The sequence below is a fragment of the Streptomyces sp. NPDC096079 genome (genome assembly GCF_040303145.1).
Lineage (GTDB): Bacteria > Actinomycetota > Actinomycetes > Streptomycetales > Streptomycetaceae > Streptomyces.
Map to the genome: position 1 here is coordinate 21,658 of NZ_JBEOST010000009.1, position 25,714 is coordinate 47,371.

The following is a 25,714-nucleotide window of genomic DNA, read 5'->3' on the forward strand; positions in this document are numbered from 1 at the left end:
CGAAAGAGTCGTGGTCCGAGGGGCCGTTTCAGAGGTATCTGAAACGGCCCCTCGGTCATGTCGCGGCCGTTGTGAGGCCGGGCCAGGCGAGGGTGTCCACCGCGAGGAACGGTTCGCGGGCCACGGTCGTGGGGGTCGCGCCGGTGAGTTCCCTGACATCACGGTGCAGGTGGGACTGGTCGGCGTAGCCCGTGTCGGCCGCGACGCGGGCCGTGCCCTCGCCCGCGACCAGGCGGTGGGCCGCGTGGTCGAAGCGGATCAGTTTCGCGGCGCGCTTGGGCGGGAGGCCCAGCTGTGAGCGGAAGCGGGACCACAGCCGCTTCCGGCTCCAGCCGACCTCGGCCGCGAGCCCGTCGATCCGGGGCAGGCCGCGGCCGGCGACGATCCGCTGCCACGCCCAGGCCACCTCCGGGTCGACCGGCGGCCCCGACTCGTACCGGCGTGCCAGCACCAGGTCCGTCCACGCGAAGCGTTCGTGCCACGAGGAGGCGTCGGCGAGCCGCTCGCGGATACGGGAGGCCTCCCGGCCCCACAGGTCGTCCAGCGGCACCACGGCGCCGTCGAGGTCGGCGGGGGAGACGTCCAGGACCGCGCGGGCGATCACCGGGGACAGACGCACCTGCACGCACTCGACGTTCTCGCCCCGGGCCCGCACCGCGCCCCCCGATCCGAGTCCGGGTCCGGCGACGAGGCTGCCCCGCCGCCGCTGCCCCGGGGCGCAGTCGAGGACGGCCGTCCCGTCGCCGAAGTCCAGGAGCAGGGTCACGGCCGGGTGCGGCACGATCCGGAGCGCGGCCAGGTCGGCGACCCGGAACCCGGCCATGCCGACTCCGGCCACCCTGCTGGGCAGGCGCGGGCACGCGACGTCCCACATCGCCGCCCCGTGCGTGAAGGTCCGCATCGGTCCATGATGCGACGCCGGCCGGCCGGGAGGGGAACATTCGTCCAATACGGCGGCGCGTGCCCGCGGAGAGAGTGGGCTCATGACTGTTGCTGACGAAGGCTCGTACGCGGACGGTGGCGCCGGGGCCGGTCACGGCCTGTACGTGTGCCAGGACGGCCCCCGCGACGCCCCCGCACTCCTGCTCCTCCACGGGTCCGCCTCCTCGGCCCGCTCGTGGAACGCGATGGTCCCGCTGCTGACGGGATCTCACCACGTCATCCGGATCGACCTGCTCGGGCACGGGCGCTCGGCGAAACCGCTGGACGGCGGTTACGCGGTCCCGGACCAGGCACGTCGGGTCGGGGAGGTCCTCGACGGGCTCGCCGTCGCGCACGCCGTCGTCGTCGGGCACTCCAGCGGCGGCGTCGTCGCCACCGCCCTCGCCGAGCAGCGGCCCGACCTGGTCCGCGCGCTCGCGCTCCTCGATACGGGCCCCCGCCCGGAGGCCTTCGTGGGCCCGCCGTCCGGGGCGATCACCCCCGAGCAGTGGCCGCCGGACGACGAGCGTCTGCGGATCCTCGCGAGCACCGCGGTGAGCCGCCCGGGCTACCGGATCCCCGACGAACTCCTCCAGGACGTACGCGACATGACGTACGAGTCGTTCGTCGCGACCGCGAGGGCGACGCTCTCCTACCTGGAGCGGCGCGCCCTGCCGGACCGGCTGGCGGTCCTGGGCAAGCCGCTGCTCGTGCTCTTCGGCGAGGAGGACCGCCGGTGGCGCCCCTCGTCCGCCGCCGAATACTGCGCCGTCCCCGGCGCGCGGGTCGAGCTGCTGCCCGGCCTCGGGCACTCGCCGCTGCTGGAGGACCCGCAGCTGACCGCCGCCCGGGTGCTCGCCTTCGCCGAGCTCCACGCCGTGCGGGAGGCCTGAGGGTGACGCTCGTCGGCGACGCGGGCTACTGCCCCGGTGCCGTCGTCGGCGGCAGCACCGGCCTGACCGTCGTCGGCGCGTACGTCCTCGCCGGGGAGCCGAGCGCGGCGGGGACCCTGGTCCCCGCCGCGCGCGTCGGCGCAGGGCGCCCGCCCGATCTCCTCGCTGCCCGCGGGCCCCGGTCGCTCCTGCTCCGGCTCACCGCGAGGACCGGGCGCCGGCACGACTCCATGACGGTCGAGGTCCACCCGCCGCCCGCACCTCGTGGCGCATGATCGCCCGTCGAGCGGGCAGGGGCCCCGAGGACGCCCCGGTGGCGGCCGGGCCGGGACCGCCGGCCCGGTCCCGTGCCCACCGGCCCCGGGAGGCGATCATGGGTTTTCCGCTGCCCGACACCGTCGAAGAGCTCAAGACCCTCATCGGAAGCGAGGTCTCCGCACTGCGCGCCGCGGTCCGCCGTGCCGCCGACCGGCCGCCCGCCCCCACCCCCGGTGACGAGGTCACCGCCCCGGTCAAGCAGCTGACCACGGCGCCCGCCACGCCCGCGCACGACGGCACCCGGACCACCTGCCTGTGCAGCACCCATGACCCCGGAGCCACCGGCGTCTGCTCCGTCCTCGCAGTGATACCGGCCTCCGCGGCCCTCCTCGAACCGGTCCACGACGAGGCGGGGACGGTACGGGACTTCCGCATCGTCGCGGGCAACCGGATCCGCTCCGCGGACTGGCTGGAGGCTCCCGACCGGCAGGTCGGGCAGCGGTTCCTGGAAGCCAGGCCGGGAGCGGCGGCGAGTGGCCTGCTGCCGGCGCTGACGGACCTCATGGCCGGTGGCGGCCCGCTGGAGGGCCGGGTCGTGGACTACACGGAGCAGCGCCTGGGGCGGCTCCACCGCGCCCCGCTGCTCTATTCGGCGGCGCTCTGCGGCGAGCAGCTCCTCGCGACCTGGCGGCCCGTGCAGAGCCGGACGGAGCTCCTGACGATCGACGCCCAGTACCTCGCCTCCCTCGGCTGGGGCAACTGGGACCTGCTGTCGGGGAAGGTGACCTGGTCGGAGGGGCTGAGCCGGATCTTCCACGCCGAGATCCAGATGCCCTGGCCGCTGGAGCAGCTCTGCGACGCGCTGCTTCCCGACGACCTGACCGCGTTCTCCGAGTTCCTCACCTCCGTCCTGGCCGGGGAGGAACCCGCCTGGACCCGGATCCGCTTCCTCGTCCTCGGCGAGGTCAGGACGCTCGATCTGATGGGGCGGCCGGTCGCGGGCACCGACGGCCGGCCCTGGGCGGTGAACCTGGTCGCGCGTGACCTCACCCCGCAGATCCGCAGTCGCCGCAGGCTCGCCGAGACGGAGCGCGAGTCGGACCGGCTCCGGCGTCAGGCGCGGGCGGAGCGCCGGGTGGCCGACGCCCTGCGCGAGGCGCTGCTGCCCACGCACTCCGAGGCCCTGGCGGCGGTGGGGCTGACCGTGGCGGCGGCGTACCGCCCGGCCGAACCGGACGCGGCCGTCGGAGGCGACTGGTACAAGTGCCGCCTCCTGCCCGACGGCCGGGTCCTGGTCGCCATCGGCGACGCCGCGGGGCACGGCCTGGACGCGGTGGCGCGGATGTCCCAGCAGCGCCACGCCCTCGCCGGGCTCGCGCAGACCGGGGCGTCCGCGGGCGAGATCACGACCTGGCTCAACGAGCTGGTCTGCAGCGACCCTTCGGAGCAGACGGCCACGGTCGTCGCCGGGCACATCGACGAGGACCGCGCCTTCCGCTGGGCCGACGCGGGCCACCCCGCGCCGATCCTCCGCCGGGACGGGCACGCCCGCCCGCTCCGTACGAGCCGACGCGGCCCGCTCCTGGGGGCGCTGCCCGGTTACGCGTACGAGACCGCCACGACGGCTCTGAACCGGGGCGACCTGCTGCTCCTCTACACCGACGGGATCGTCGAGCGCAGGGGAGAGGACGTCACCAAGGGCATCGACCGTCTGGTGGACCTCGTCTCCCGCTCCCCGCACGCCGAGCCCCAGGAGCTGATCGACACGATCCTCGCCGATCCCGACCAGTCCGGTCTGGAGGACGACGCCTGCATGCTCGCGATCCGCGTCGACTGACGGCCGCCCGCCGGGCCCGGGGGGCCGTAGATTGGGGGCGGCGGTCGTGACCGCCGTCGGCCCGCACCCAGCCCTGGAGACCGCATGCACCGCTTCGACGTCGAGACCCTCCCCGCGGGCCGGTGGCGGAACGGCGGGGGTGCCACCCGGGAGATCGTCTCCTGGCCGGTCGGCGCCGAGGAGTTCGGGTGGCGCGCGAGCGTCGCCGACATCGACCGGGACGGGCCGTTCTCGGCGTTCGCGGGGGTCGACCGCACGCTCACCCTGCTGGCCGGTGACGGCGTGCGGCTGACGGGGCCCGGGGGCTTCGACCGGACGACGCGCGTCGAGGAGCCCCTCGCCTTCCCCGGCGACCTGGAACTCGCCGCCGAACTGCGGGGCGGGGCCTGCCGGGTGCTCAACCTCATGGTGCGACGCGGCCGGAGGACGGTCAGGGTGCGACGGGTCAGCGGGCCCGTCGCTCCGCCCGCCGGGCACGCCGGGGTGTTCCACGTGCTGCGCGGCCGGTGGCGGGCGGGGCACGGACAGCCTCCGCTGGAGGCCGGGCAGGGCGTGTGGTGGGGCGGGGACGACGAGGCGCCGGGCCCGGCGGTCGCACCGCTCTCGCCCGACGCCGCCGCCCTGTGGGCGGACGTCGCCCCCGTGGGGTGAGTGCCGGGTCAGCCGACGGTCGCCGTCGCCCGGTCGCCGTCTTCGGTGCCGGCCGGGTGCACGGTCGCGGCGGGCGGGTTCGCGGTGCGGCGCACCCACAGCCAGTACAGGGCCGCGGTCACGACGAGGCCGACGATCCACGAGATGTCGGCGCCGCCGAGCTTCTCGGTGATCGCGCCGGTGTACAGCTTGGTGGCGAGGAACGGCACCTGGACGGCGACGCCCAGGACGTAGCAGGTCAGCGCCGTCACGTTCCAGCGGCCGTAGCGTCCCTCGGGGTCGTACAGGGCGGGGATGTCGACCCGCTCGCGGGAGACCAGGTAGTAGTCGACGAGGTTGATCGCGCTCCACGGGGTGAACACCATGAGGATCAGCAGCACGAAGTTCTTGAAGTTGTTCAGGAAGTCGGCGCTGGCGGCGAGCGCGATGCCGATCGACACGGCGGTGAAGCCGACGATGTACGCGGCGCGTGCCGCCGCCGAGATCCGCGAGCGGCCGTCGAAGGCGGTGACGGTGGTCAGGATGGACATGAAACCGCCGTACGCGTTCAGGCAGTTGACGGTCAGCTTGCCGACGACGATCACCAGGTAGACGAGGACGGCGAGGGCCGCGGGTCCGGCCAGCTCGCCGAGGAAGCCGACCTGGTCGGTGAGGAAGGCCTTGCCCGCGACGGCCGCGGTGAGCGCGCCGAGCGTCATGGCCCACTGGGAGCCGATGACGGAACCGGCGAACGTCGACCAGAACGTCGCGCGGGTGCTGGTGTCGCGCGGCAGGTAGCGCGAGTAGTCGGCGACGTACGGGCCGAAGGTCAGCTGCCATCCGGCGCCGAGTCCCACGGCGAGCAGGAACGTCGCCGCGTCGAAGCCCTTGTCCCCGACGTGCGCGCCGACGTCGTACTGGGTGAACACCCGTACGAGCAGATAGCCCAGGCCGAGGACACCGGCCACGGTGGCGACGCGGCCGGCGGCGTGGATGAGCCGGTAGCCGGTGACGGCGACGACGGCCGTCAGCACGCCGAACACGAGGATCCCGACCCGGGTGTCGTCGATGTGCAGCATCGCCGACAGCGCCTGGCCGGCGAGCACGCTGCCGGTCGCGGCGAAGCCGAGGTACATGAGGATCACGAGCAGCAGCGGCAGGACCGCCCCGTGGACGCCGAACTGCGCGCGGCTGGAGATCATCTGCGGGACGCCGAGCCGCGGGCCCTGCGCGGAGTGCAGCGCCATCACGATGCCGCCGAGCACGTTGCCGACGAGCAGCGCCGGTATCGCCCACAGCGCGTCCGCGCCGAAGACGACGGAGAGCGCGCCGTCGACGATCGCGGTGATCTGCATGTTGGCGCCGAACCAGAGCGTGAACTGGCTGCGCGGCGTGCCGTGCCGCTCGGCGTCGGGAATGACCTCGATGGTGCGCCGCTCGATCGCGGGCCGCTCCCCGGGGCTGTGTTGGACCGGCATGGTGGAGACCTCTCCCCGCTGCGATTCCTTGTGTGTCCGGACGGGCCGCAGCCGTGCACCCGCACTGCGGTGCGCCGAATCTCGCATGGAGCACAACAGGGATCAAGACTCTGAATGAACAATTTCAGTCCCTGAGATCCCGGTGCCGCGTCAGGCGACTCCCCGCACGCGGTGGACGAGCAGGCCGCCGGCCAGGATGACCAGGGCCGCGCCGGCGTACAGGCCGGTGTAGCCGCCGAGGTGCGCGATGACCGGCGAGGCGACGGCGGGGGCCAGGACCTGGGGTCCGGAGTTCGCGATGTTGATGACGCCGAGGTCCTTGGCGCGGTCGGCGGCCTCCGGCAGGACCTGGGTCACCAGGGCCTGGTCCACGGCGAGGTAGATCCCGTACCCGCCGCCGAGGACCGCCGCGGCGGCCAGCGCGGACGGCCAGGTGTGGAGCAGGGCGAGCAGCAGCGCGGCGGCGGCCATGATCAGCGAGCAGAGGACGACATAGCCCTTGCGGCGTCCGGCGCGGTCGGACAGCACGCCCACGGGGACGGCCGTGAGCGCGGCGCACAGGGTGTAGACCACCGTGAGGATCAGCACGCCGGTGCCCGGGTCGTCGTAGTGGACGGCGTCGGCGAGGAAGTAGAACAGGTACAGGGTGCCGAGCGCGTTGCCGAGGTTGATCAGGAACCGGGTGAGCCACGCCCAGCCGAAGTCGGGGTGCCTGCGCGGACTCACCCAGAACGACCGGGCGAAGGCGCGGGCGTCGAAGGCGGGGCGCAGTGTCCGGGGCAGCGGCGGCTCGGTCTCGCGCAGGACGAACGGGAGGGCGAGGGCGACGGTGAGCGCGGCGAGCGTGACGTAGCCCGACCGGACGCCGGTGACCAGGAGCGTCGTGATCAGCGCGCCGAGGACCAGGCCGACGGACTGCGTGAGCCCGGTCCAGCCGGAGACCACCGCGCGCTGGCCGAGCGGCACGCGGTCCGCGATCGGGGTGGTGACGCCCGCGAGCATCGCGTTGAGGCCCGCCTGGGCCAGGCACCAGCCCACGGCCACTCCCGCCACGCTGTGCTGCGAGGCGGTGACGACGAGCCCCGCAGCCCCGGCGAGGGCACCGCCGAGGATCCAGGGCCTGCGGCGCCCGAACCGGCTCGTGGTCCGGTCCGACCAGGCGCCGGCCAGCGGGTTGGCCAGGACCGCGACGAGCGCGCCGAGGCCGGTGACGAGCGACAGCGCGCCGTTCTTGTCGTGCGGGTCGATGTGCTCCAGCTGGAGCGGCAGCAGGATCTGAATGGGCGTCATGAACGCCATGAAGACGGCCAGGGTGGCCAGCGAGAGGCTCGCCGTCCACCCGGCCGCGACCGGGACGGTGGGCTCGGCGAGGACGGCGGCGGCGTCCCCGGCGGCTTCTTCCGCGGCGTGCGCCACGACGGCTCCGTCGCTCACGGCCGCTGGGCGGCGATCAGGTCGCGGTACCACGCGAAGCTCGCCCGGGGCGTGCGCCGTCCGGTGGCGAAGTCGACCTCGACCAGGCCGAAGCGCTGGTGATAGCCCTCGGCCCACTCGAAGTTGTCGAGCAGCGACCAGGTGAAGTAGCCGCGGACGTCCACCCCTCGGGCCACGGCCTCCGCGACCGCCGTGATGTGTCCGGCGAGGTAGTCGACGCGCTCCTGGTCCTGCGGGCCGGCGGGCTGCGAGCAGCCGTTCTCGGTGATCCACACCGGGGGCAGGGCGTCGCCGTAGCGGTCCTTGAGGCCGGTGAGCAGTTCGGTCAGTCCCTGGGGGACGACGGGCCAGCCGAACGCGGTGCGACCGTACGACTCCTGGGGTTCCGTCAGGTCGAAGGGGAGTCCGGCGGCGGGGTCGGCCGGGGCGGTCACCCAGGACGGGTTGTAGTAGTTGACGCCCAGCCCGTCCAGCGGGGCGGCGAGGGTGGCGAGGTCGCCGTCGCGTATCACGCCGCCCCAGGAGGGGTCGGCCATGCCGTACGCGGACAGGTCGGGGTAGCGGCCGAGCAGCACCGGGTCGTTGAAGATCCGGTTGTGCAGCGCGTCGTACGCCGCCGCCGCGGCCGCGTCCGCCGCGGACCGGGCGTCCGTGCGCAGCCGTACGGGCGTGCAGTTGTTGGCGATCAGCACCTGGCCGTCCGGGACGGCCGCGCGCAGGGCCGCGGTCGCGAGGCCGTGGCCGAGCAGTTGGTGGTGCGCGACGGGCAGCGCGTCCAGCATCAGGGCGCGGCCGGGGGCGTGGACGCCGAAGGCGTAGCCGAACGCCATGTGCACGAACGGCTCGTTCAGGGTGATCCACCGCTTGACCCGGTCGCCGAGCCGGTCCGCCGTCACCGCCGCGTACTCCGCGAACCGGTACGCCGTGTCGCGGTTCAGCCATCCGCCCTCGTCCTCCAGGGCCTGCGGCAGGTCCCAGTGGAAGAGGGTGGGCGTGGGCTCGATGCCCGCGGCGAGCAGCGCGTCGACCAGCCGGTCGTAGAAGTCGAGGCCGCGCGGCTCGACCTTGCCCGTACCGCTCGGCAGCACGCGCGGCCAGGAGACCGAGAAGCGGTACGCGTCGAGCCCGAGGCCGCGCATCAGCGCGACGTCCTCGTCGAACCGGTGGTAGTGGTCGCAGGCGACGTCGCCGGTGTGGCCGTCGCGGACGGCGCCGGGGCGTCGTACGAAGGTGTCCCAGACCGACGGCCCCTTGCCGTCCTCCTCCGCCGCGCCCTCGATCTGGTACGCGGCGGTCGAGGCGCCCCAGACGAAGCCGGCCGGGAGCAGGGGGAGTCGGGTGGGATCGGTGGGGCTGGAGGTCACGGGTTCCTGCCTTCGCTGCTGGCTCGCCGTCCGGAGTGGGCCGCACCGTAACATGAACACTCGTTCACGTTCTATGGCCGGGACCGGCCGGATTCACCCCTCGCCGGTCAGCCGCTCGCGCAGGTCCTCCCAGTAGCGGTCCAGCATCCGCTTCAGCTCCGCCACCGTCTCCAGGTCCGGCTCTCCCTCGCCCTTGAAGGCCTCGTGCAGCACGGCGTTGGCCGCCCACACCACCATCCGCGTCGCCCGCCGCGCCCGCTCCCCGCCGGGTGCTCCGGTGAGGTGCTCCACGATCCGCAGCAGGCCGTCGGCGATGAGCGCGTTGCTCGCCTCGTCGGCGCGCGCGAGCTCGGGGCTGAGGTGCCGCCCGGCCCACAGGGCCATCCCGCCCGGCTGCGACCGGAACAGCTCGCTGTAGACGTCGACCATCGTGCCGACCAGATCGGTCAGCTCCCCCTGGACGGCCCGCTCGACCAGCTCGTCGATCGCCGTCCCGAAGCCCTCCAGATACCGCCGGCCGAGCGCGTCCACCACGGCGCCCTTGTCGGGATAGAACTGGTAGATGCTGCCGACCGGCACCCCCGCGCCCTCGGCGATCCGGCGCATCGTCAGCGCCTCGTACCCCTCCTGGGAGAGGATCCGGTCGGCCGCGCCGAGGACGGCCTCGACCCGCGCCCTGCTGCGCGCCTGCTGCGGCTGCCTCCGCACGCGCGGGCGCGCGCCCGGCTCCGGCCGTGCCGCTTCTGTCGCCTCTGTCACCCTGTGCTCCCGGTCGTCCGACGGGGGGAAGGTAGCACCCGGCCGCTTCTATCGCGGATGCGCGTTGTTTCTAGAATGGTCCGGTGGAGGACATCGACGCGATCGCGGTGCTGCAGGATCCTGTACGGCGCCGTCTGTACGAGTACGTGGTGGCGCAGGGCCGTGAGGTCGGGCGCAACGAGGCCGCCGAGGGGGTCGGGGTGGCGCGGACCCTCGCCGCGCACCACCTGGACAGGCTGACCGAGGCCGGGCTCCTGGAGAGCGGCAGCCGTCGCCTCACGGGGCGCTCGGGGCCCGGGGCCGGCCGGCCCGCCAAGGTCTACACGCGGGCGCCGGCCGAGCGCTCGGTGTCGCTGCCCGGGCGCGACTACCGGACCGCCGCCGAGCTGCTGGCCGAGGCCGCCGAGGAGGCCGGGCTCGACGCGGGGCTCTGCGCGGCGGCGCGCCGCCGGGGCGAGGCGCTGCGCGGCCCGGAGGGGCCCCGGGCCCTGGAGGAGGCCGTGGCGTTGCTCGGCGCCCGCGGCTACGAGCCGTACCTGGAGGAAGGTGAAGGCGCGCCCGTCGTCCGGATGCGCAACTGCCCCTTCCATGCCGTCGCCGAACGCTTCCCGCCGCTCGTCTGCGGCATGAACCTCGCCCTCCTGGAGGGGCTGCTGGGTGCGGACGGGCCGGTGCGCGCCCGGATGGACGCCCGGCCGGGGGAGTGCTGCGTGGTGGTCGAGGATTCTAAAAACAACGATCATTGACATAGAAAAGCGGGTCGTGCTGGGATGAGGCCATGACCGCATCCGCGCACGGCCCGCACCTCGCCCAGCTCAACGTCGCCCGGCTCCGCTTCCCCCTCGACGACCCGCGCGTGGCGCCGTTCGTCGACATGCTCGACCCGGTCAACGCCGCCGCCGACGCGGCGCCCGGCTTCGTCTGGCGGCTCGTGGAGGACGGCGAGGCCGACGCGACCGGCCTGCGCCCGCTGGGCGACGACGTCATCGTGAACCTGTCGGTGTGGGAGAACCAGGAGGCCCTGTGGGACTTCGCCTACCGCAGCGGACACCTGGAGGTCATGCGCGGGCGCCGTGACTGGTTCCACCGGCACGTCGAGGCGCACCTCGTGCTCTGGTGGGTCCCCGCCGGGCACGTGCCGACCGTCGCCGAGGCCGTGGAGCGGCTGGCCGAGCTGCGCGCGCAGGGACCGTCCCCGCGCGCGTTCACGTTCGCCTCCTCCTACACCGCCGCCGAGGCCGCCGACCACGCCCGGGGCGGGGAGTCGGCGACCGTCTGAGGCGGCCCGTCCGCGACGGGGCCGGCTCGTCCGCGTCGGGGCCGGCTCGTCCGCGTCGGGGCCGGCTCGTCCGCGACGGGGCCGGCTCGTCCGCGTCGGGGGGCAGCCCGTCCGTTACGGGCCGGCTCGTCCGCGACGGGGCGGGACCGTCCGCGACGGGACCCGGCCGGAGTCCGGGCTCAGCCGAAGTCGGGGATCGGGTGGTCCGGAGCCAGCGCGGCGGCGATGCGCTGGGCGATCGTGTGCGCCGAGTGGCCGGCCGGGGCGTCCGGGCCGTTCGTGGTCGACACCGCGATGGACAGCCGCCGCGACGGGAGGTACGCCATGGACGCCGAGTACCCGAAGAACAAGGGGTGCTGGGACACCCAGTCGCCGAGGACGAGCACGCCCATCCCGTAGTGGGTGGCCTCCGTCTGCGCGAGGCAGACCGTCGCCGGGCACTTCTCGGTGGCATGGCCGAGACCGACCGTCCCCGGGTCCAGCAGCTCCCGGTGCGAGGCCGGCGAGAGCAGCCGACCCGAGCCGATCCCCGCGGCCGAGGCCGCCAGGTCGCAGATGTCGGTGGTCTCCACCGCCCCCGGGGCCGTGGTCCACGAGGGGTTCCAGAAGGTGGACTCCTCGTACGTGCCGCGGTCCGAGTCGAAGGCGTGCAGGACCGGTTCGGGGATGTCGGGGGTGGCGGAGTCGCGGGTCTCGCGCAGTCCGAGCGGGCCCAGGACCTGACGCCGGAGCAGCACGTCCAGACGCGTCCCGGTGATCTTCTCCAGGGCGGCGCCGAGCAGGACGAAGTTGGCGTGCGAATAGCTCCAGTTGGTGCCCGGCTCGTACCACCGCTCCTCGCTCGTCGAGAGCCGTACGACCTCCTCGGCCGTCCACTGGCGGAAGGGGTCGGCCGACACGGCCTGCTGGAACGCGGGCAGCCGGACGTAGTCGACGAGCCCGGTGGTGGAGGCCGCCAGCATGCGCAGGGTGATCCGCTCGCCGTCCTTCAGGCCGGGCAGCCAGCGGGCGACGGGGTCGTCGAGCCGCACCTTGCCCTGGTCCACGAGACGCAGGAGTGCCGTGCCCAGGTAGCTGATCGCGATGTTGCCGTTCCGGAAGTGCATCGCGGGCGTCGCCGGCACGCCCGTCATCGACTCGCCGAGTGCGCGGGTGACGACCTCGCGGCCGTCGACGGTGACCCGCACGATCACGGACTTCAGGTCCATGTCCGCCTTCGCCCGCTCGGCGATCCGCAGGACGTCGCGGGCCGGGCCGGTCTCGGGCGGCCGGGAGGCGACACAGGGCCGGGGCCGGCCGGGATCGGCCGCCGGGCGGCCGGCGGCCGTGGCGGGGGCGCCGAGCGTGACGAGCGCGACGAGGGCGGCGGTCGCCGCGCGGCGCGCCCTGGGGGTGCTGCGGGGTGGTCTCATGGCCGGAGTATTGGCCGGTGCCGCCCGCGCGGTGACGCAGGCGCCGTCGAGCCGCGCGAACATCACCCGTCAGGACCGCGCGAGATGACGGACCGTCACCGCCGCGCCCCGGGGGCGGTCAGCCGGAGGTGCCGTTCACCGCGTCCTCGATCAGATCGACGACCTCCTTGGGCCGGGAGGCCAGGGAGGCGTGGCTCGCGTCGAGCTCGACGGTCCCGCGCGGGTTCATCCGCGCCGCCATGCGGCGCTCGTTGTCGGGATGGATCATGCGGTCCTCGGTGGACACCTGGTACCAGACCGGCTTGGCGCGCCAGGCCGGTGCCGTGACGGCGTCCCCGAACGTCGAGCCGAGCGGGGCCTTCTGGGTGACCGCCATCACCAGGGCGTCCTCGCGGGTGAGGTCCTGGGCGAAGCTCTCGTGGAACTTGTCCTGCGCGATCCACAGGTAGCCGTCGGAGTCGGGGGCGATGTTCGCGACGGCGGCGGGCGGCTTCTCCGCGGTGATCCCGCCCGGACTCTCCCCGGCGTCGGGCGCGAAGGCCGCGATGTAGACGAGGGCCCTGACGTTGGGCAGGTCGCCCGCCTCGGTGATGACCGCACCGCCGTACGAATGGCCCACGAGGATGACCGGGCCGTCGACCTGCCGGACCATCGTGCGGGTGCGCTCGGCGTCGTCCGCGAGCGAGGTGAGCGGGTTCTCGACGGCGTGGATCCTGTCGTAGCCCCGCTTGTCCAGCTCGACGATGACGTTGGCCCAGTGGGCCGCGCCGCCCCAGAAACCGTGGACCAGGACGATGGTGGGCTTGGCGGGCATGCGGGCTCCTTCGGTGGGGCATCACTGAGGGTGAGTCTGCTGTCCGGGCTCCGTCGCGGCGCGGCACGCGGTCCAACGGGGTGACACGCCCACGACCCCCTCGGCCGGCCCTCCGCCCATCAGGCGCCGGGGCCGCCGGGCACCCGCGTGGGGGAGCCTCAGCCGGCGCGCCCGACCAGTCGGTGCGTCAGGCTCATCAGGCGCTCGCGCGCCGCGGCGTCGTAGGCCTGCTCATGCGCCCGCGCCTCGGTGAAGCGGTCGAAGTAACGGCCGGTGACCGTGGCCAGGTCCGGATCGAGGAGCAGCCGTACGGTCGGACGGACGCCCTCCTCCGTGGTGGTGACGGGCGTCAGCCCGTAGTCGCGGACGCCGGGCGTGTCCATCAGATGGGCCGGGTGGAGGGCGTTCACCGTGACTCCGGTGCCCTCCAGTTCGGCGCCCAGCTCGAAGGTCGCCATGATCATGGCCAGCTTGCTCCGGCAGTACGCCTGCAGCCCCTCGTAGTCGCGCTCCAGCATCACGTCGTCGAAGTCGACGGCCTCCTGCCCGATGGACGCGACGTTGACCACCCGCGCCGGGGCCGAGGCGATGAGCAGCGGAAGCAGGGCGCGGGTGAGCGCGTACGGCGCCAAGTGGTTCACCGCGAAGCGGAGTTCATGGCCCTGTCCGCTGAGCTCCCGGACGAGCGGGCGCTCCCCGCCCCCGGCCACCGCGTTGTGGATCACCCCGTCGAGGCGCGGCTCCGACGCGCGGATCCGCGCGGCCATCGCGTGCACCTGGTCCAGGTCGGAGAGGTCGGCGAGGTACGTACGGACCGTCGTGCCCGGCCCGGCCGCCCGGGCTTCGGCGGCCACGCCCTCCAGCCGTTCGGCGTTCCGGCCGTGCAGGAGGAGGGTGCCGCCGAGGGGCGCCAGGTCGAGCGCGAGCGCGCGCCCCATTCCGTGGGTGACGCCGGTGATCAGAGTGGTGTGCTGGGTCATGGCGACCACGCTGGACCACGCGGCCCCCCGCAGGGAGTGCGTGCCACACCTGGTGTCGGCACCACCAGGCTCCCGAGCGGAACGAGGACGGGACGTCACGTCAGGGGCGCCGCCACCGGGATCCCGCGGCCATCCTGTGTCGTCCCCACCGGGATCCCGAGGGGAACGACGAGGGGGCCGGGGCGCGCCGCCCCGACCCCCCGAGGGCGCTCAGCGCAGGTCGAACCGGTCCAGGTTCATGACCTTGTTCCACGCGGCGGCGAAGTCCCGGGCGAACTTCTCTCCCGCGTCGGCCGACGCGTACACCTCCGCGAGCGCCCGCAGCTGGGAGTGCGAGCCGAAGACGAGGTCGACCGGGGTGGCGCTCCACCGCACCTCGCCCGTCGCCCGGTCGCGGCCCTCGAAGACGTTCTCGTCGGACGTCGACGCCTTCCACTCCGTGCCCATGTCGAGGAGCCGGACGAAGAAGTCGTTGGTCAGCGCGTCCGTGCGGTCGGTGAAGGCGCCGTGCGCCGACCCCCCGAACCCGGTGCCGAGCACCCGCATGCCGCCGACGAGCACCGTCATCTCCGGCGCGGTCAGCGTCAGCAGACTGGCGCGGTCCAGGAGCAGCGTCTCCGGGGACAGCTTCTCCCCGGCCCGCAGGTAGTTGCGGAAGCCGTCCGCACGGGGTTCGAGCACCGCGAACGACTCCACGTCGGTCTGCTCCTGCGAGGCGTCCGTGCGCCCCGGCGCGAACGGGACCGTGATGTCGTACCCGGCGTTCTTCGCGGCCCGCTCGACGGCCGCGCACCCCCCGAGGACGATGAGGTCGGCGAGCGAGATCCTCGGCCCGCCGGCCGAGTCGAGGTCCGCGCGGATCCCTTCGAGGGTCTCGACCGTCCGCGCCACCTCGGGCGAGTCGTTGACCTCCCAGTCCTTCTGCGGTGCCAGCCGGATCCGGGCCCCGTTGGCGCCGCCGCGCTTGTCCGTGCCGCGGAAGCTCGCCGCCGACGCCCAGGCGGTGGTGACGAGCTGGGCGAGCGAGAGTCCCGAGTCGAGGATCCGGGCCTTCAGCGCGGTGACGTCCGCCTCGCCGACGAGCGGGTGGTCGACCGCGGGGACCGGGTCCTGCCAGAGCTGCGGCTCGGGGATCCACGGACCGAGGTAGCGGGAGAGCGGGCCCATGTCACGGTGCAGCAGCTTGTACCAGGCCTTCGCGAACGCCTCCGCGAGCTGGTCCGGGTTCTCGTGGAAGCGCTTCGCGATCGGCGCGTACACGGGGTCGAGCCGCAGCGACAGGTCCGTCGTGAGCATCATCGGCGCGTGCCGCTTCGACGGATCGTGCGCGTCGGGCACCGTGTCCTTCGCCGACGCGTCCTTGGGCGTCCACTGCTGCGCGCCGGCGGGGCTGGTCGTCAGCTCCCACTCGTACCGGAACAGGTTGTCCAGGTAGCCGTTGTCCCACGTCGTGGGCGCGGTGGTCCACGCCCCCTCCAGACCGCTGGTGAGCGCGTCGGCGCCGCTACCGCTGCCGTGCGCGTTCCGCCAGCCGAGGGCCTGCTGCTCCAGGGGCGCCGCCTCGGGCTCGGGACCGATGTACTCCGGGTCGACCGCGCCGTGGCACTTGCCGAAGGTGTGGCCGCCGACGATGAGCGCGACCGTCTCCTCGTCGTTCATCGCCATGCGCCCGAACGTCTCCCGGATGTCCCGGGCGGCCGCCACCGGATCCGGGTTGCCGTTCGGGCCCTCCGGGTTGACGTAGATCAGGCCCATCTGCACGGCGCCGAGCGGGCCGCCGAGCTGCCGGTCGCCGCTGTAGCGCTCGTCACCGAGCCAGGTGTCCTCCGGGCCCCAGAAGATCTCCTCGGGCTCCCAGACGTCGGGACGCCCGAAGCCGAACCCGAAGGTCTCGAACCCCATGGACTCCATGGCGCAGTCGCCCGCGAAGACCAGCAGGTCGGCCCAGGAGATCTTCCGCCCGTACTTCTGCTTCACGGGCCACAGCAGCCGGCGCGCCTTGTCGAGGCTCGCGTTGTCCGGCCAGCTGTTCAGCGGGGCGAAGCGCTGGGCGCCGGCACCGCCGCCGCCCCGGCCGTCCGCGATGCGGTACGTCCCCGCCGCGTGCCAGCTCATCCGGATGAAGAGCGGCCCGTAGTGCCCGTAGTCGGCGGGCCACCACTCCTGGGAGTCCGTCATGACCGCCATGACGTCCCGCTTCAGCGCGTCGACGTCGAGGCCGGCGAACTCCTTCGCGTAGTCGAAGTCCTCGCCCATCGGATCGGACAGGGGCGAATGCTGATGGAGGACCTGGAGGTCCAGCTGGTTCGGCCACCAGTCCATGTTGGTCTTGGGCCGGGTCTCGGTGGGGGTGGGTGCGGGAATCGCCGGGTTCTCGCTGTCGCTGCCGGGCACGTGGGTCCTTCTTCCGCTCATTCGTGACGGTTTCGGCGTCCGACATGCTCGCGCACGGGGGACCGCGCGGCCGTGAGAACACGCAGGGCCGCCCCAACCGACGGAAATGATCAGAAGAGGGGACTTTACGCACCCGTACCCGGCGGCCGGCGTCTACCGGGCCAGCGCGCGGGCGGCCCGCGCGATGTGGCTGCGGGAGATGCCGCACCGGTCGAGGAGCTCCTCCGTGGTGCCGGAGCCGGGCAACTCCGTGACGGCGAGGTGCGCGAAGGCGGGCCGGTCGCCGCTCCCGGCGAGCGCCGACAGGACGGCCTCGCCGATCCCGCCCTCCGGATGGTGGTCCTCGACGACGACGAGCGCGCCGGTCTCCCGGGCCGCGCGGGACAGCGTGCCCGCGTCGACCGGCTTCACGGAGCACAGGTCGACGACCCGGGCCGCCACCCCCTCGGCGGCCAGCTCGTCGGCGGCCGCCAGGCACTCGTGCAGGGTCACGCCCGCCCCGACCAGCGTCACCCGGTCGTCCGCGCCGTGCCGCGGCGTCTTCGACCCGCCCACCGGGAAGGTCTCGTCACCGCCGTAGAGCACGGGGTAGGCGCCACGGGTCGCGCGCAGATAGGAGATCCCGTCCAGGTCGGCCATGGCCGCCGTCAGGGCGGCCGCGGAGGTCGCGTCGGCGGGGTACAGCACGGTGGAGCCGAGCACCGCGCGCATCATCGCGAGGTCCTCAAGACCCATCTGCGAAGGGCCGTCCGCACCGATCTCGACCCCGCAGTGCGTCCCGCACAGCGACATGGTGATCCGCGAGACGGCGGCCATGCGGATGAAGTCGTGCGCGCGCGTGAGGAAGGCGGCGAAGGTCGTCGCGTACGGGCGGAAGCCGCGCACCGCCATGCCGACCGCGTCCGCGACCATCTGCTGCTCGGCGATGTACGTCTGGAAGTACCGCTCCGGGTGGGCCTCGCCGAAGTCCTCGGCGTGGGTCGAGTTGCCCACCTCGGCGTCCAGGGCGACGACCTCGGGCCGGGCGCCGAGCGCGGCGAGGGCGCCGCCGAAGGCCACCCGGGTCGCGACCTCGTCCCCGACCTCGTAGCGCGGCAGCTCGACCGGACCGGCGTCCCGGGAGCCGGTCCGCGCGGACCCGTCGCGGTCCGGGAGGGGGCCGCGCACCCGCAGGTCGCGTACGCCGCCGAGCTCGGCGACGGCGCGCCCCGCCAGCTCCTCGGGCAGCGGCTTGCCGTGCCAGCCCTCCTTGTCGGCGACCTCCGCCACGCCACGGCCCTTGACGGTCCTCGCGACCACGACGGTGGGCGCCCGCCCGTCGGAGGCCTCGGTCAGGGCCCGGTCGACCGCTTCGAGGTCGTGGCCGTCGACCACGATCGCCCGGCACCCGAAGGCCTCGACACGGCGGGCGTACGCGTCCGTGTCCCACTCCAGCGCGGTGGGGCCGCTCTGACCGAGACGGTTCACGTCCAGCAGCACCGTGAGGTTGGCCAGACGGCGGTGCCCGGCCTTGTCCAGGGCCTCCCACACGGAGCCCTCGGCCGTCTCGCTGTCGCCGCACAGCACCCACACCCGCCCGGGCCGCCGCTCCAGGTCCCGCAGGGCCAGCGCGATCCCCGCGGCGTAGCCGACGCCCTGGCCGAGAGAGCCGGTGGCCACGTCCACCCAGGGCAGCTCGGGGGTGGGGTGGCCCTGGAGCCGGTGGCCGGCGCGGCGGTACGTCGTCATCAGCTCGGCGTCGGTGACGGCCCCCGCGGCCTTGAACATGGCGTACAGCAGGGGCGAGGCGTGGCCCTTGGAGAAGACCAGGTGGTCGGCGTCCGGGTCGTCGGGCGCCGCCCAGTCGTAGCGGAGGTGGCGGGTCATCAGGACCGCCATGAGATCGGCCGCGGAGAGACTGGAGGTGGGGTGCCCGGACCCCGCCGCCGTACTGGCGCGCACCGCGTCCACCCGCAGCTGCGCCGCGAGGTCGCGGATCCGTGAGAGTTCGCTGCGGGGGCCGAGCGTGGCGGCGGGGGTGGCGGGAGCTGCGGTCATGACCGGGTCCTTTCCCCGGCCCGCCCGGCGCGCACGAGGGCGGCAGCCAGGCGGGCCAGGTCCTTCGGAGGGACGTGGCGGGCGAGGCCCGCCGGAGTGTGGGGCAGCGAGAGGTCCGCGGCGACCGCGAGGCAGCGCTCGTCGAAGTACGGGCGCAGCTCCGGCCAGACGGCCTGCGCCTCGCGGCAGAAGATGCCGGCACCGACGGGGCCGATCCGGGGGAACTCCCGCAGCAGCTCGGCGAGGCGCTCCGGGTCGCCGGAGGCCCGCTCGCGCAGCCGCCGCAGGTCGCCGCGGTAGCGGTCGAGGACCAGCTCCGCGCCGTCGCCCAGGGCCGTGGCGGTGCTCTCGTCGTACCGGACGTAGTGCGCCCGTCCGAGCGCGTCCACGCGGTCCTGCCAGGAGGAGTCCGCCATGGCCCGGGGGGTGCGCAGACCGGCGGCGGACAGCTCGCGGGCGGCGGCGGTGGCGGTCGAGGCCCTGATGCGCACGGAGCAGAGGACCGTGAGGACCAGCAGCCGGTACAGCGGGGCGGGCTCGTCCCGCAGCGCGATCCCCGCCTCGTCGGCGAAGGTCCGCCCGTGCTCGCGCAGCAGTCGCGCGACGGCCTCGCCGGTGTCCATCGGAATCCTCCTCCGCGGCGGCCCGCTCCTCTCTCGGCCGGCGTCTACCCGCGGACGGGGGAGGTACGCGTACGGGACGCGGTGCCGGGTACTCGGTGGGGGAGGAGCCGGCGGGACCGGCTTCCCGTCCCCGTTCCCCACAGCGGCGGAGGTTCCCCATGAACGCGTCGATGTCGCTCGTGCACGTCCCCGGAGGCCCTCTCCTGCTGCCCGCCGACGAGGTGACCCTCCTGCTGAGGCGGCTCGCGACGCGCTGGCTGGAAGCCGCCGACGACGGCGCTTCGGGCCTCGAACCGGAGACCGTCCAGGCCCTGGTCGAGTCGCTGACGGAGGTCGCGGACCGCATAGACACCGAGTGCATCGCCCTCATGCCGTTCGGCGACGGGGAGCGCGGCGGGAGCGGCACGCCGGACGGAAGGTGAGGACCATGAGCGAGCCGCAGAGCCCACGACGCGCGGACGAGCCGCTGCCCAGGGACCGTGAGGACCAGCAGGCCGCCGCGGGCGACCCGCTGTCCGTCCCCGTCCCGGTCTCCGAGGAGACCGACGACGGGAAGGTCCCGGACCCGGACGAGGCCGGTACGGGCCCCAGGGGCCGCCCCCGGGACGGCACCGTCCACCCGGAGCACCCCACCCCGGAGGAACCGGCCGACTGACCCCGCTCCCCCGTGGATCCCGAGGCGTGCCGGCCAGGGGCTCGGAGCCCCGCGCTCCGGCCCGTCCGCGAGTAAAATCCGGAGCGGATCCGCAGGCCTCCCGCACGTCCGCGCGGAGGCGGATCGGAGGTCGTCTTGACACCTTCTCCACGGTCCACCGGGCCGCCGCTCGGCGCCCGGGGGGATCCGGGGCTGGCCGCCGAGAACCGGTGGCTGCGCGACCGCTTCGCCCGGCGCCGTCTGCTCGACCTCGCCTCCGGTGTGCTGACCGCGCAGCTGCGGGTGCCGCCCGCCGAGGCGGCCGCATACCTCGACGCCCTGGCCCAGGCGACGGGTCTGACGGTCGAGGACCTCGCCGCGGACGTCGTGAACGCCGTGATCGGGGACGCCGTCGCCCCCGCCGTCGGCGGCAGCGCCGAGCGTCCCGCGGAGAGCCGCCGGGCCCGCCGCACGGCCTCGGCGGTGGAGGCCGCGGACACCGTGGGCGCCGCGGCGGCGACCCTCCTGGAGGAGGGCCTCGCCCCGCTCGGCGTGGACAGCCTCTGGCTGTGGCGGCGCGTCGACCGCGACTGCCTGCGGCTCGCGGGGACCGCCGGGGTGGCCGCCGCCGAGGCCGCGGCCTGGCAGTGGATACCCCCCGCCGTTCCAGGGCCGTTCCGCGCCGCCCTCGTCGACGACGAGCCCGTCTGGCTGGAGAGGGGACCGCCCGGCGGCGATGAGCTGCCGGGCGCCGGGGCGCGCGCGGCCCGGGCCCTGCTCCCGCTGCGCCGGCGCGACCGCACGATCGGCCTGGCCCTCGTCGGCTGGCCGGGACCGACGACCCTCGACGACGGCGTACGGCGGATCCTCACGGGGCTCATGGAGGTGGCCGGCACGGTGCTCGACACCGACGACCCGGCACTCACTCCCGTCCCCGTCCTCGTGGACGTGCTCGACGCCCTCACGCAGCCGGCGATCCTGCTCGACCTGCGGGACGCCCGGGGCGCGGCGGGGGCGCGGGAACCGGGCGCGCGGCCGCCGGCCGTCGAGCACCTCAACGAGGAGGCCGCCGCCGTGCTCGGCGGGGCCTTCGCCGGAGGAGGCCCGTCCCTCGCCCGCGCGTTCCCCGGGGTCCACGCCGACCTGGCCCGTCTGGCGCGCCGCGCCCTCGGCACCGGCCGCACCCAGCGGGCGGCGCGGCTGCCGGCGACGGCCGTCCCCGAGGAGGAACCCCTGCCCCTGGTCGACGTGCGGGTCCTTCCGGCCGGCGGGGGGGGGCGCGCCGTGCTGCTGTGGCACACCGTGGGCGCCACCGGCCTCGCCGCGGCCCGCGCGGTCGCCCGGCTGCAGAGCGTGGCCCCCTTCCAGGACAGCCTGACCGGCGGCGACACCGTCTGGTCGGGGGAGGCGTACGGCATCTTCGGCATGGACCCGAAGGAGGCGCCGGTCCCGCTCCCCGAGCTCCGGGAGCGCATCCGCCCGGACGACCAGGAGGCCCTCGCCGACCTGCTGGCGACCCTGACCGAACGGCAGACCGGCGGGCAGACGCTCCTGCGGGTCGTGCTCCCCGACGGAACCGTGCGCCATGTGCGCGTGGCCGCGGAACCGCTGATCGCGGAGGGGGCGGTCACCGGCTTCGCCGGGGTGTACCAGGACGTGTCGGACAGCCGCAGGACGGAGGCCGCGCTGACCGCGACCTTCGACCACCTCACCGCCCTGCACGACCAGGCGGAGCTGCGCCACCAGCTGGCGCTCCAGCTCCAGCAGGCCATCGTGCCCGAGGTGCCGGGGTTCCAGGAGCTGCCCGGGGACCTCATGGTCGCCGCCCGCTACCGGCCGGCCGCGGAGGAGTACCGGGTCGGCGGCGACTGGTACGACGTGCTCGCCCTGCCCAGCGGGAGGGTCCTCGTCGCCGTCGGCGACATCGCCGGGCACGGGATCGACTCCGTCACCGGCATGGTGGCGCTCCGCAACGCGCAGCGGGCTCTCGCCTTCACCGGCCACTCGCCCCGACGCCTGATGGAGTGGCTCAACGACGTCACCCTGCGCACCGGCGGCGGCACCACGGCGACCGCCGTGTGCGCGCTGTACGACCCCGAGGACGGCGGCCTGCTCTGGTCCAGCGCGGGCCACCTGCCCATGCTGCTGCTGAGGGACGGCCGGGCACGGATCCTCGAACCGCCCCACGACCTCCTGCTCGGTGCGCAGCCCTCGTACGTCTACCAGGAGCAGCGGATCGGCCTGCGCCCCGGCGACACGCTGCTGCTGTACACCGACGGGCTGATCGAGCGCCGCCACGCCGGCCTGGACGAGGGGGTGGCGCGGCTCGCCGCGCAGGCGGAGCGGGTGGCCGGCCTCGCGCCGGACACGCTCGTCGACGAGCTGCTCCGCAGGGCGGCCGGCGACACCGACGACGACACCAGCATCGTCGCCGTACGCGTACGTGGCCTGCCGCCGGGGCCCTGAGCGCTCAGCGCGTCAGCCAGGCGCGGATCTTGGCGGTCAGCTCGTCCTCGTCGACCGGCTTGGACACGTAGTCGTCGGCGCCCGCCTCCAGGGCGTCGGCCCGGTCGCCGGGCATCGCCTTCGCGGTGACCACGATGACGGGGAGGGCCGCGCGGCCCGGCAGTCTCCGGATCGCCTCGATCGCCGTGTAGCCGTCCATCCCGGCCATCATGACGTCCATCAGCACGAGCCCGACCTCCTCGTGCGCGGCGAGCAGGTCCAGGCCGGCCCGGCCGCCGTCGGCCGTGAGGACCCGCAGCCCGTGCCCTTCGAGCACCTCGGTGAGGGCGAAGACGTTGCGCGCGTCGTCGTCCACCACGAGCACGGTCCGGCCCGCCGTCCCGTCCGGGCCCGCGGCCGGCGCGGGGCTCACGGCGGGGGAGGGGCCGAGGTCCCGGGCGTCGTCGTCGGCGGGGCCCGCGCCGGGCGCGGACGTCCCCGCGAGCCGGGGCGCGGGCAGGTAGAAGGTGAAGGTGCTGCCGCGGCCGGGGACGCTCTCCGCCTGGATCGTCCCGCCCAGCAGCGCGGCCACCTCCCGGCTGATGGAGAGCCCCAGACCGGTGCCTCCGTACCGCCGGGCGACCGTGCCGTCGCCCTGCTGGAAGGCCTCGAAGACGTGGTGGAGCTGCTCGGTGGGGATGCCGATGCCGGTGTCCGTCACCCGGAAGGCCAGGACGCGGTCGGCCGTGCGCAGGGTGGGCGGTGTCTCCGCGGGGGAGGCGTATCCGACGCCGAGCGTCACCCGGCCCTCGTCGGTGAACTTCAGGGCGTTGGACAGCAGATTGCGCAGGACCTGCCGGATGCGTCCCTCGTCGCCGCGCAGCTCCTCGGGCAGGCCGTCCGCGAGCGTGACGGTGAAGTCGAGGTGCCGCTCGTCGGCGACCGGGCCGAACGTGGCCTCCAGGTACTGCATCAACTGGCTCAGCGGGAAGGGCTCGTGCCGGATCTCCATCTGGCCGGACTCGACCTTCGACAGGTCGAGGATGTCGTTGATCAGCTGGAGGAGGTCCGAGCCGGCGGAGTGGATGACCTCGGCGTAGTCGATCTGCTTCTGGGTCAGGTTCCCCTCGGCGTTCTGGGTGAGCAGCCGCGCCAGGATCAGCAGGCTGTTGAGCGGGGTGCGCAGCTCGTGGCTCATGTTGGCGAGGAACTCGGACTTGTACATGGAGGTGCGGGACAGCTGCTGGGCCCGCTCCTCCAGCTCCTGCCGGCCCTGCTCGATGACCCGGTTCTTGGATTCGATGTCCTTGTTGCGCTGCGCCAGGAGCGCCGCCTTCTCCTGCAGCTCGGCGTTGGAGCTCTGGAGTTCGATCTGTCCCGTCTGCAGTTCCTTCGACCGGAACCGCAGCTCGTCGGCCAGCTTCCGGTACTGGCCGAGGAGTTCGTCCGTGCGCAGGTTGGCGACCAGGCTGCTGAGCACGGCTCCCGCGCTGACCACGAACCGGTCGAGGAACTCGCGCCGGAGCGGGGTGAAGGGGTGGAGGGAGGCGAACTCGACGGCTCCGAGGACCTGTTCCTCGACCACGATCGGCAGCACGATGAGCATGCTCGGACCGCCCGAACCGACCCGGAGGCGAGGGTGGCGTAGCCGTCGGGGACCTGCTCGACGAGGAGCGCGCGCCGGTCGCGGGCGGCCTGCCCGACCAGGGACTGCCCGAGGCGGAACCGCCGCGGCTCGGCGTCCGGGTCGTCGGGGGAGCCGTACGCGGCGGTCATGACGAGTTCCGTGCCGCGCTCGCCGTCCTGGGCGAGGAAGAAGGCGCCGTACTGCGCGGCGACCAGCGGCGGCACCTCGGCCATGATCAGTTCGGCGATCTCGGGCAGGCTCCGGGTGCCCTGGAGGAGTCCGGTGATCCGGGCCAGGTTGGTCTGGAGCCAGTCCTGCTCCTCGTTCGCCCGGGTCGTGGCCCGCAGCGACTCGACCATCGAGTTGATGTTGTCGCGCAGGTCCCGGACCTCGCCGGGCGCGTCGACGGTGATCGAGCGGGTCAGATCGCCCTCGGCGACGGCGCTGGTGACCTCGGCGATGGCCCGGACCTGACGGGTCAGGTTCCCGGCGAGTTCGTTGACGTTCTCGGTGAGCCGTTTCCACGTGCCCGAGACGCCCTCCACCTCGGCCTGGCCGCCGAGCTTGCCCTCGGTGCCGACCTCGCGGGCCACCCGGGTCACCTCGGCCGCGAAGGAGGACAGCTGGTCGACCATCGTGTTGATGGTGGTCTTGAGTTCGAGGATCTCGCCGCGGGCCGAGACGTCGATCCGGCTGGTGAGGTCTCCCTGCGCGACGGCGGTGGTGACCTGGGCGATGTTCCGCACCTGGTTGGTGAGGTTGTCCGCCATGGAGTTCACGTTGTCCGTGAGGTCCTTCCAGGTGCCGGAGACGCCGTGGACGGTGGCCTGGCCGCCGAGCTTGCCCTCGGTGCCGACCTCGCGGGCCACCCGGGTGACCTCCTCGGCGAAGGAGGACAGCCGGTCGACCATCGTGTTGATGGTCTCCTTCAGCTCCAGGATCTCGCCGCGCGCGTCCACCCGGATCTTCCGGGTGAGGTCCCCGCCGGCGACCGCCGTGGCGACCTGGGCGATGGACCGCACCTGCGAGGTCAGGTTGTCCGCCATCGTGTTGACGTTGGACGTCAGCTCGCGCCACACCCCGCGCGCGCGTGGTTCGCGGATCCGGCCGCCGAGCAGCCCCTGACCGCCGACCTCGCCCGCGACACGGGTGACCTCGGAGGTGACCAGCGAGAGCTGGCCGACCATGTCGTTGTAGACCCCGGCGATCTCGCCGAAGATGCCGCCGCCGGTGTCGGGGAGCCGCACGGACAGGTCGCCGTCCCGTACGGCGGTCAGCCCGGCGAGCAGCCGCCGGAGGCCGTCCTCCCCGAGCTCCGCCTGCGGCGCGGACGCTCCCGAGGGGGAGAGGGGCTCTGCCATGGGCACCTCGCGCAGAGGGCTGTCGTGGAGCGGCTCCGAGGACCCTCGGGGCCGCCTTGCGTCACCCCTCCACTCTAGGTCGGTGACCCGTTCCCGGTCCGCTCCCGCACCACGACCTCGAACCAGACGGCCTTGCCGCGGTCCCGGGGGACGCAGCCCCAGTGGGCCGCGAGCCGCGCCAGGAGGTAGAGGCCGTGCCCGGAGGGGCGATCCGCGTGGTGCCGGCCGCGGGGCCGGGGCCGCACCGCGCTCGTGTCGCTGACCTGCACCCACAGCCGCCCCTCGGCGTGGTCGAGGCGGAGCTCGTACGGGACGCCGCCGTGCGTGAGCGCGTTGGTGACGACCTCGGACACCAGCAGGAGGGCGTCCTCCGCGGCGAGGCGCCCGGGGGCCCCGGCGGACCCGAACCACTCGCTCAGGGCCCGCTGCGTGAGTTCACGGCACTCCCGGACCACGCCCTCTCCGGCCGCGAGGTCGTAGCGGCGGGTGCGGGGCTTCGCACGCCGGGTGCTCGGACCGGTCATACCGAGCGGC

Annotated in this window: 22 protein-coding genes and 1 pseudogene; 9 read left to right on the top strand and 14 right to left on the bottom strand. The window is 74.2% G+C overall.

The genetic code is table 11. The annotated features are described in order from the left end of the window. Nucleotides 1–55 precede the first annotated feature (55 nt). Entirely contained in the window at nucleotides 56–901 is an 846-nt protein-coding gene (locus tag ABTY59_RS19475) for an AraC family transcriptional regulator (RefSeq protein WP_352020221.1), read from the bottom strand. An 82-nt stretch (nucleotides 902–983) separates the two neighbouring features. Here ABTY59_RS19475 and ABTY59_RS19480 point away from each other — a divergent pair, with 82 nt between their 5' ends. The 4 genes from ABTY59_RS19480 to ABTY59_RS19495 all read left to right on the top strand — a co-directional run bounded on the left by ABTY59_RS19480 (nucleotide 984) and on the right by ABTY59_RS19495 (nucleotide 4,560). After that, on the top strand, nucleotides 984–1,814 hold the full coding sequence (locus ABTY59_RS19480; protein ID WP_352020222.1) for an alpha/beta fold hydrolase: 831 nt from the start codon (nucleotides 984–986) through the stop codon (nucleotides 1,812–1,814). A 2-nt stretch (nucleotides 1,815–1,816) separates the two neighbouring features. Further along, nucleotides 1,817–2,089, top strand: a complete 273-nt coding sequence (locus tag ABTY59_RS19485) for a hypothetical protein (protein ID WP_352020223.1) — start codon at nucleotides 1,817–1,819, stop codon at nucleotides 2,087–2,089. A gap of 98 nt (nucleotides 2,090–2,187) precedes the next feature. Continuing rightward, nucleotides 2,188–3,909 (top strand): PP2C family protein-serine/threonine phosphatase, encoded by a 1,722-nt coding sequence (locus ABTY59_RS19490; protein ID WP_352020224.1) that lies wholly within the window; start codon nucleotides 2,188–2,190, stop codon nucleotides 3,907–3,909. 84 nt (nucleotides 3,910–3,993) lie between these two features. Further along, nucleotides 3,994–4,560: a HutD/Ves family protein gene (locus ABTY59_RS19495; RefSeq protein WP_352020225.1), complete on the top strand. Its 567-nt coding sequence runs from the start codon at nucleotides 3,994–3,996 to the stop codon at nucleotides 4,558–4,560. Between the two features lie 8 nt (nucleotides 4,561–4,568). Here ABTY59_RS19495 and ABTY59_RS19500 read toward each other — a convergent pair whose 3' ends face one another. From ABTY59_RS19500 to ABTY59_RS19515, 4 genes are all read right to left on the bottom strand, one after another. After that, nucleotides 4,569–6,017 carry a purine-cytosine permease family protein gene (locus ABTY59_RS19500; RefSeq protein WP_352020226.1) on the bottom strand — a complete coding sequence of 483 codons (1,449 nt, stop codon included), beginning with the start codon at nucleotides 6,015–6,017 and terminating at the stop codon, nucleotides 4,569–4,571. Nucleotides 6,018–6,167: 150 nt separating this feature from the next. Further along, complete coding sequence (locus ABTY59_RS19505; protein ID WP_352020227.1) at nucleotides 6,168–7,433, bottom strand: MFS transporter; 1,266 nt, start codon at nucleotides 7,431–7,433, stop codon at nucleotides 6,168–6,170. Nucleotides 7,434–7,447: 14 nt separating this feature from the next. Next, a complete protein-coding gene (locus ABTY59_RS19510; RefSeq protein WP_352020228.1) occupies nucleotides 7,448–8,815 on the bottom strand; it encodes a GH1 family beta-glucosidase in 1,368 nt (455 codons plus the stop codon). Nucleotides 8,816–8,908: 93 nt separating this feature from the next. Further along, nucleotides 8,909–9,574 (bottom strand): TetR/AcrR family transcriptional regulator, encoded by a 666-nt coding sequence (locus ABTY59_RS19515; RefSeq protein WP_352020229.1) that lies wholly within the window; start codon nucleotides 9,572–9,574, stop codon nucleotides 8,909–8,911. 83 nt (nucleotides 9,575–9,657) lie between these two features. Here ABTY59_RS19515 and ABTY59_RS19520 point away from each other — a divergent pair, with 83 nt between their 5' ends. Next, a complete protein-coding gene (locus ABTY59_RS19520; protein ID WP_352020230.1) occupies nucleotides 9,658–10,320 on the top strand; it encodes a helix-turn-helix transcriptional regulator in 663 nt (220 codons plus the stop codon). A gap of 32 nt (nucleotides 10,321–10,352) precedes the next feature. Beyond that, a complete protein-coding gene (locus tag ABTY59_RS19525) occupies nucleotides 10,353–10,853 on the top strand; it encodes a DUF3291 domain-containing protein (protein WP_352020231.1) in 501 nt (166 codons plus the stop codon). A 179-nt stretch (nucleotides 10,854–11,032) separates the two neighbouring features. Here ABTY59_RS19525 and ABTY59_RS19530 read toward each other — a convergent pair whose 3' ends face one another. From ABTY59_RS19530 to ABTY59_RS19555, 6 genes are all read right to left on the bottom strand, one after another. Beyond that, complete coding sequence (locus ABTY59_RS19530) at nucleotides 11,033–12,265, bottom strand: serine hydrolase domain-containing protein (protein ID WP_352020232.1); 1,233 nt, start codon at nucleotides 12,263–12,265, stop codon at nucleotides 11,033–11,035. A 118-nt stretch (nucleotides 12,266–12,383) separates the two neighbouring features. Further along, on the bottom strand, nucleotides 12,384–13,079 hold the full coding sequence (locus ABTY59_RS19535; protein WP_352020233.1) for an alpha/beta hydrolase: 696 nt from the start codon (nucleotides 13,077–13,079) through the stop codon (nucleotides 12,384–12,386). A 158-nt stretch (nucleotides 13,080–13,237) separates the two neighbouring features. Then, entirely contained in the window at nucleotides 13,238–14,059 is an 822-nt protein-coding gene (locus ABTY59_RS19540; protein WP_352020234.1) for an SDR family NAD(P)-dependent oxidoreductase, read from the bottom strand. 210 nt (nucleotides 14,060–14,269) lie between these two features. Then, the gene (gene katG / locus ABTY59_RS19545; RefSeq protein WP_352020235.1) at nucleotides 14,270–16,453 is read right to left on the bottom strand and encodes a catalase/peroxidase HPI; all 2,184 of its coding nucleotides are present in this window, start codon (nucleotides 16,451–16,453) and stop codon (nucleotides 14,270–14,272) included. A 153-nt stretch (nucleotides 16,454–16,606) separates the two neighbouring features. Beyond that, a complete protein-coding gene (locus ABTY59_RS19550; protein WP_352020236.1) occupies nucleotides 16,607–18,490 on the bottom strand; it encodes a transketolase in 1,884 nt (627 codons plus the stop codon). Then, nucleotides 18,487–19,113 carry an endonuclease gene (locus ABTY59_RS19555; RefSeq protein WP_352020237.1) on the bottom strand — a complete coding sequence of 209 codons (627 nt, stop codon included), beginning with the start codon at nucleotides 19,111–19,113 and terminating at the stop codon, nucleotides 18,487–18,489. Before ABTY59_RS19555 ends, ABTY59_RS19550 begins: the two co-directional genes overlap by 4 nt. 158 nt (nucleotides 19,114–19,271) lie before the next feature. Here ABTY59_RS19555 and ABTY59_RS19560 point away from each other — a divergent pair, with 158 nt between their 5' ends. The 3 genes from ABTY59_RS19560 (at nucleotide 19,272) to ABTY59_RS19570 (ending at nucleotide 22,213) form a co-directional block, all read left to right on the top strand. Beyond that, on the top strand, nucleotides 19,272–19,535 hold the full coding sequence (locus ABTY59_RS19560; RefSeq protein ID WP_352020238.1) for a DUF6213 family protein: 264 nt from the start codon (nucleotides 19,272–19,274) through the stop codon (nucleotides 19,533–19,535). A 5-nt stretch (nucleotides 19,536–19,540) separates the two neighbouring features. Further along, nucleotides 19,541–19,768 (top strand): hypothetical protein, encoded by a 228-nt coding sequence (locus ABTY59_RS19565; RefSeq protein WP_352020239.1) that lies wholly within the window; start codon nucleotides 19,541–19,543, stop codon nucleotides 19,766–19,768. Nucleotides 19,769–19,903: 135 nt separating this feature from the next. After that, the gene (locus ABTY59_RS19570) at nucleotides 19,904–22,213 is read left to right on the top strand and encodes a SpoIIE family protein phosphatase (protein ID WP_352020240.1); all 2,310 of its coding nucleotides are present in this window, start codon (nucleotides 19,904–19,906) and stop codon (nucleotides 22,211–22,213) included. Nucleotides 22,214–22,217: 4 nt separating this feature from the next. Here the strand turns inward: ABTY59_RS19570 and ABTY59_RS37665 are convergent, their stop codons facing one another. The 3 genes and pseudogenes from ABTY59_RS37665 to ABTY59_RS19580 form a co-directional block, all read right to left on the bottom strand. Continuing rightward, a complete protein-coding gene (locus tag ABTY59_RS37665; RefSeq protein ID WP_502995395.1) occupies nucleotides 22,218–22,625 on the bottom strand; it encodes a response regulator in 408 nt (135 codons plus the stop codon). An 18-nt stretch (nucleotides 22,626–22,643) separates the two neighbouring features. Continuing rightward, nucleotides 22,644–25,117, bottom strand: a pseudogene (locus ABTY59_RS19575) (HAMP domain-containing protein); the annotation flags it as partial. 137 nt (nucleotides 25,118–25,254) lie between these two features. Beyond that, nucleotides 25,255–25,704, bottom strand: coding sequence for an ATP-binding protein (locus ABTY59_RS19580; RefSeq protein ID WP_352020241.1), 450 nt, complete (start codon nucleotides 25,702–25,704; stop codon nucleotides 25,255–25,257). Between the last annotated feature and the right edge of the window lie 10 nt (nucleotides 25,705–25,714).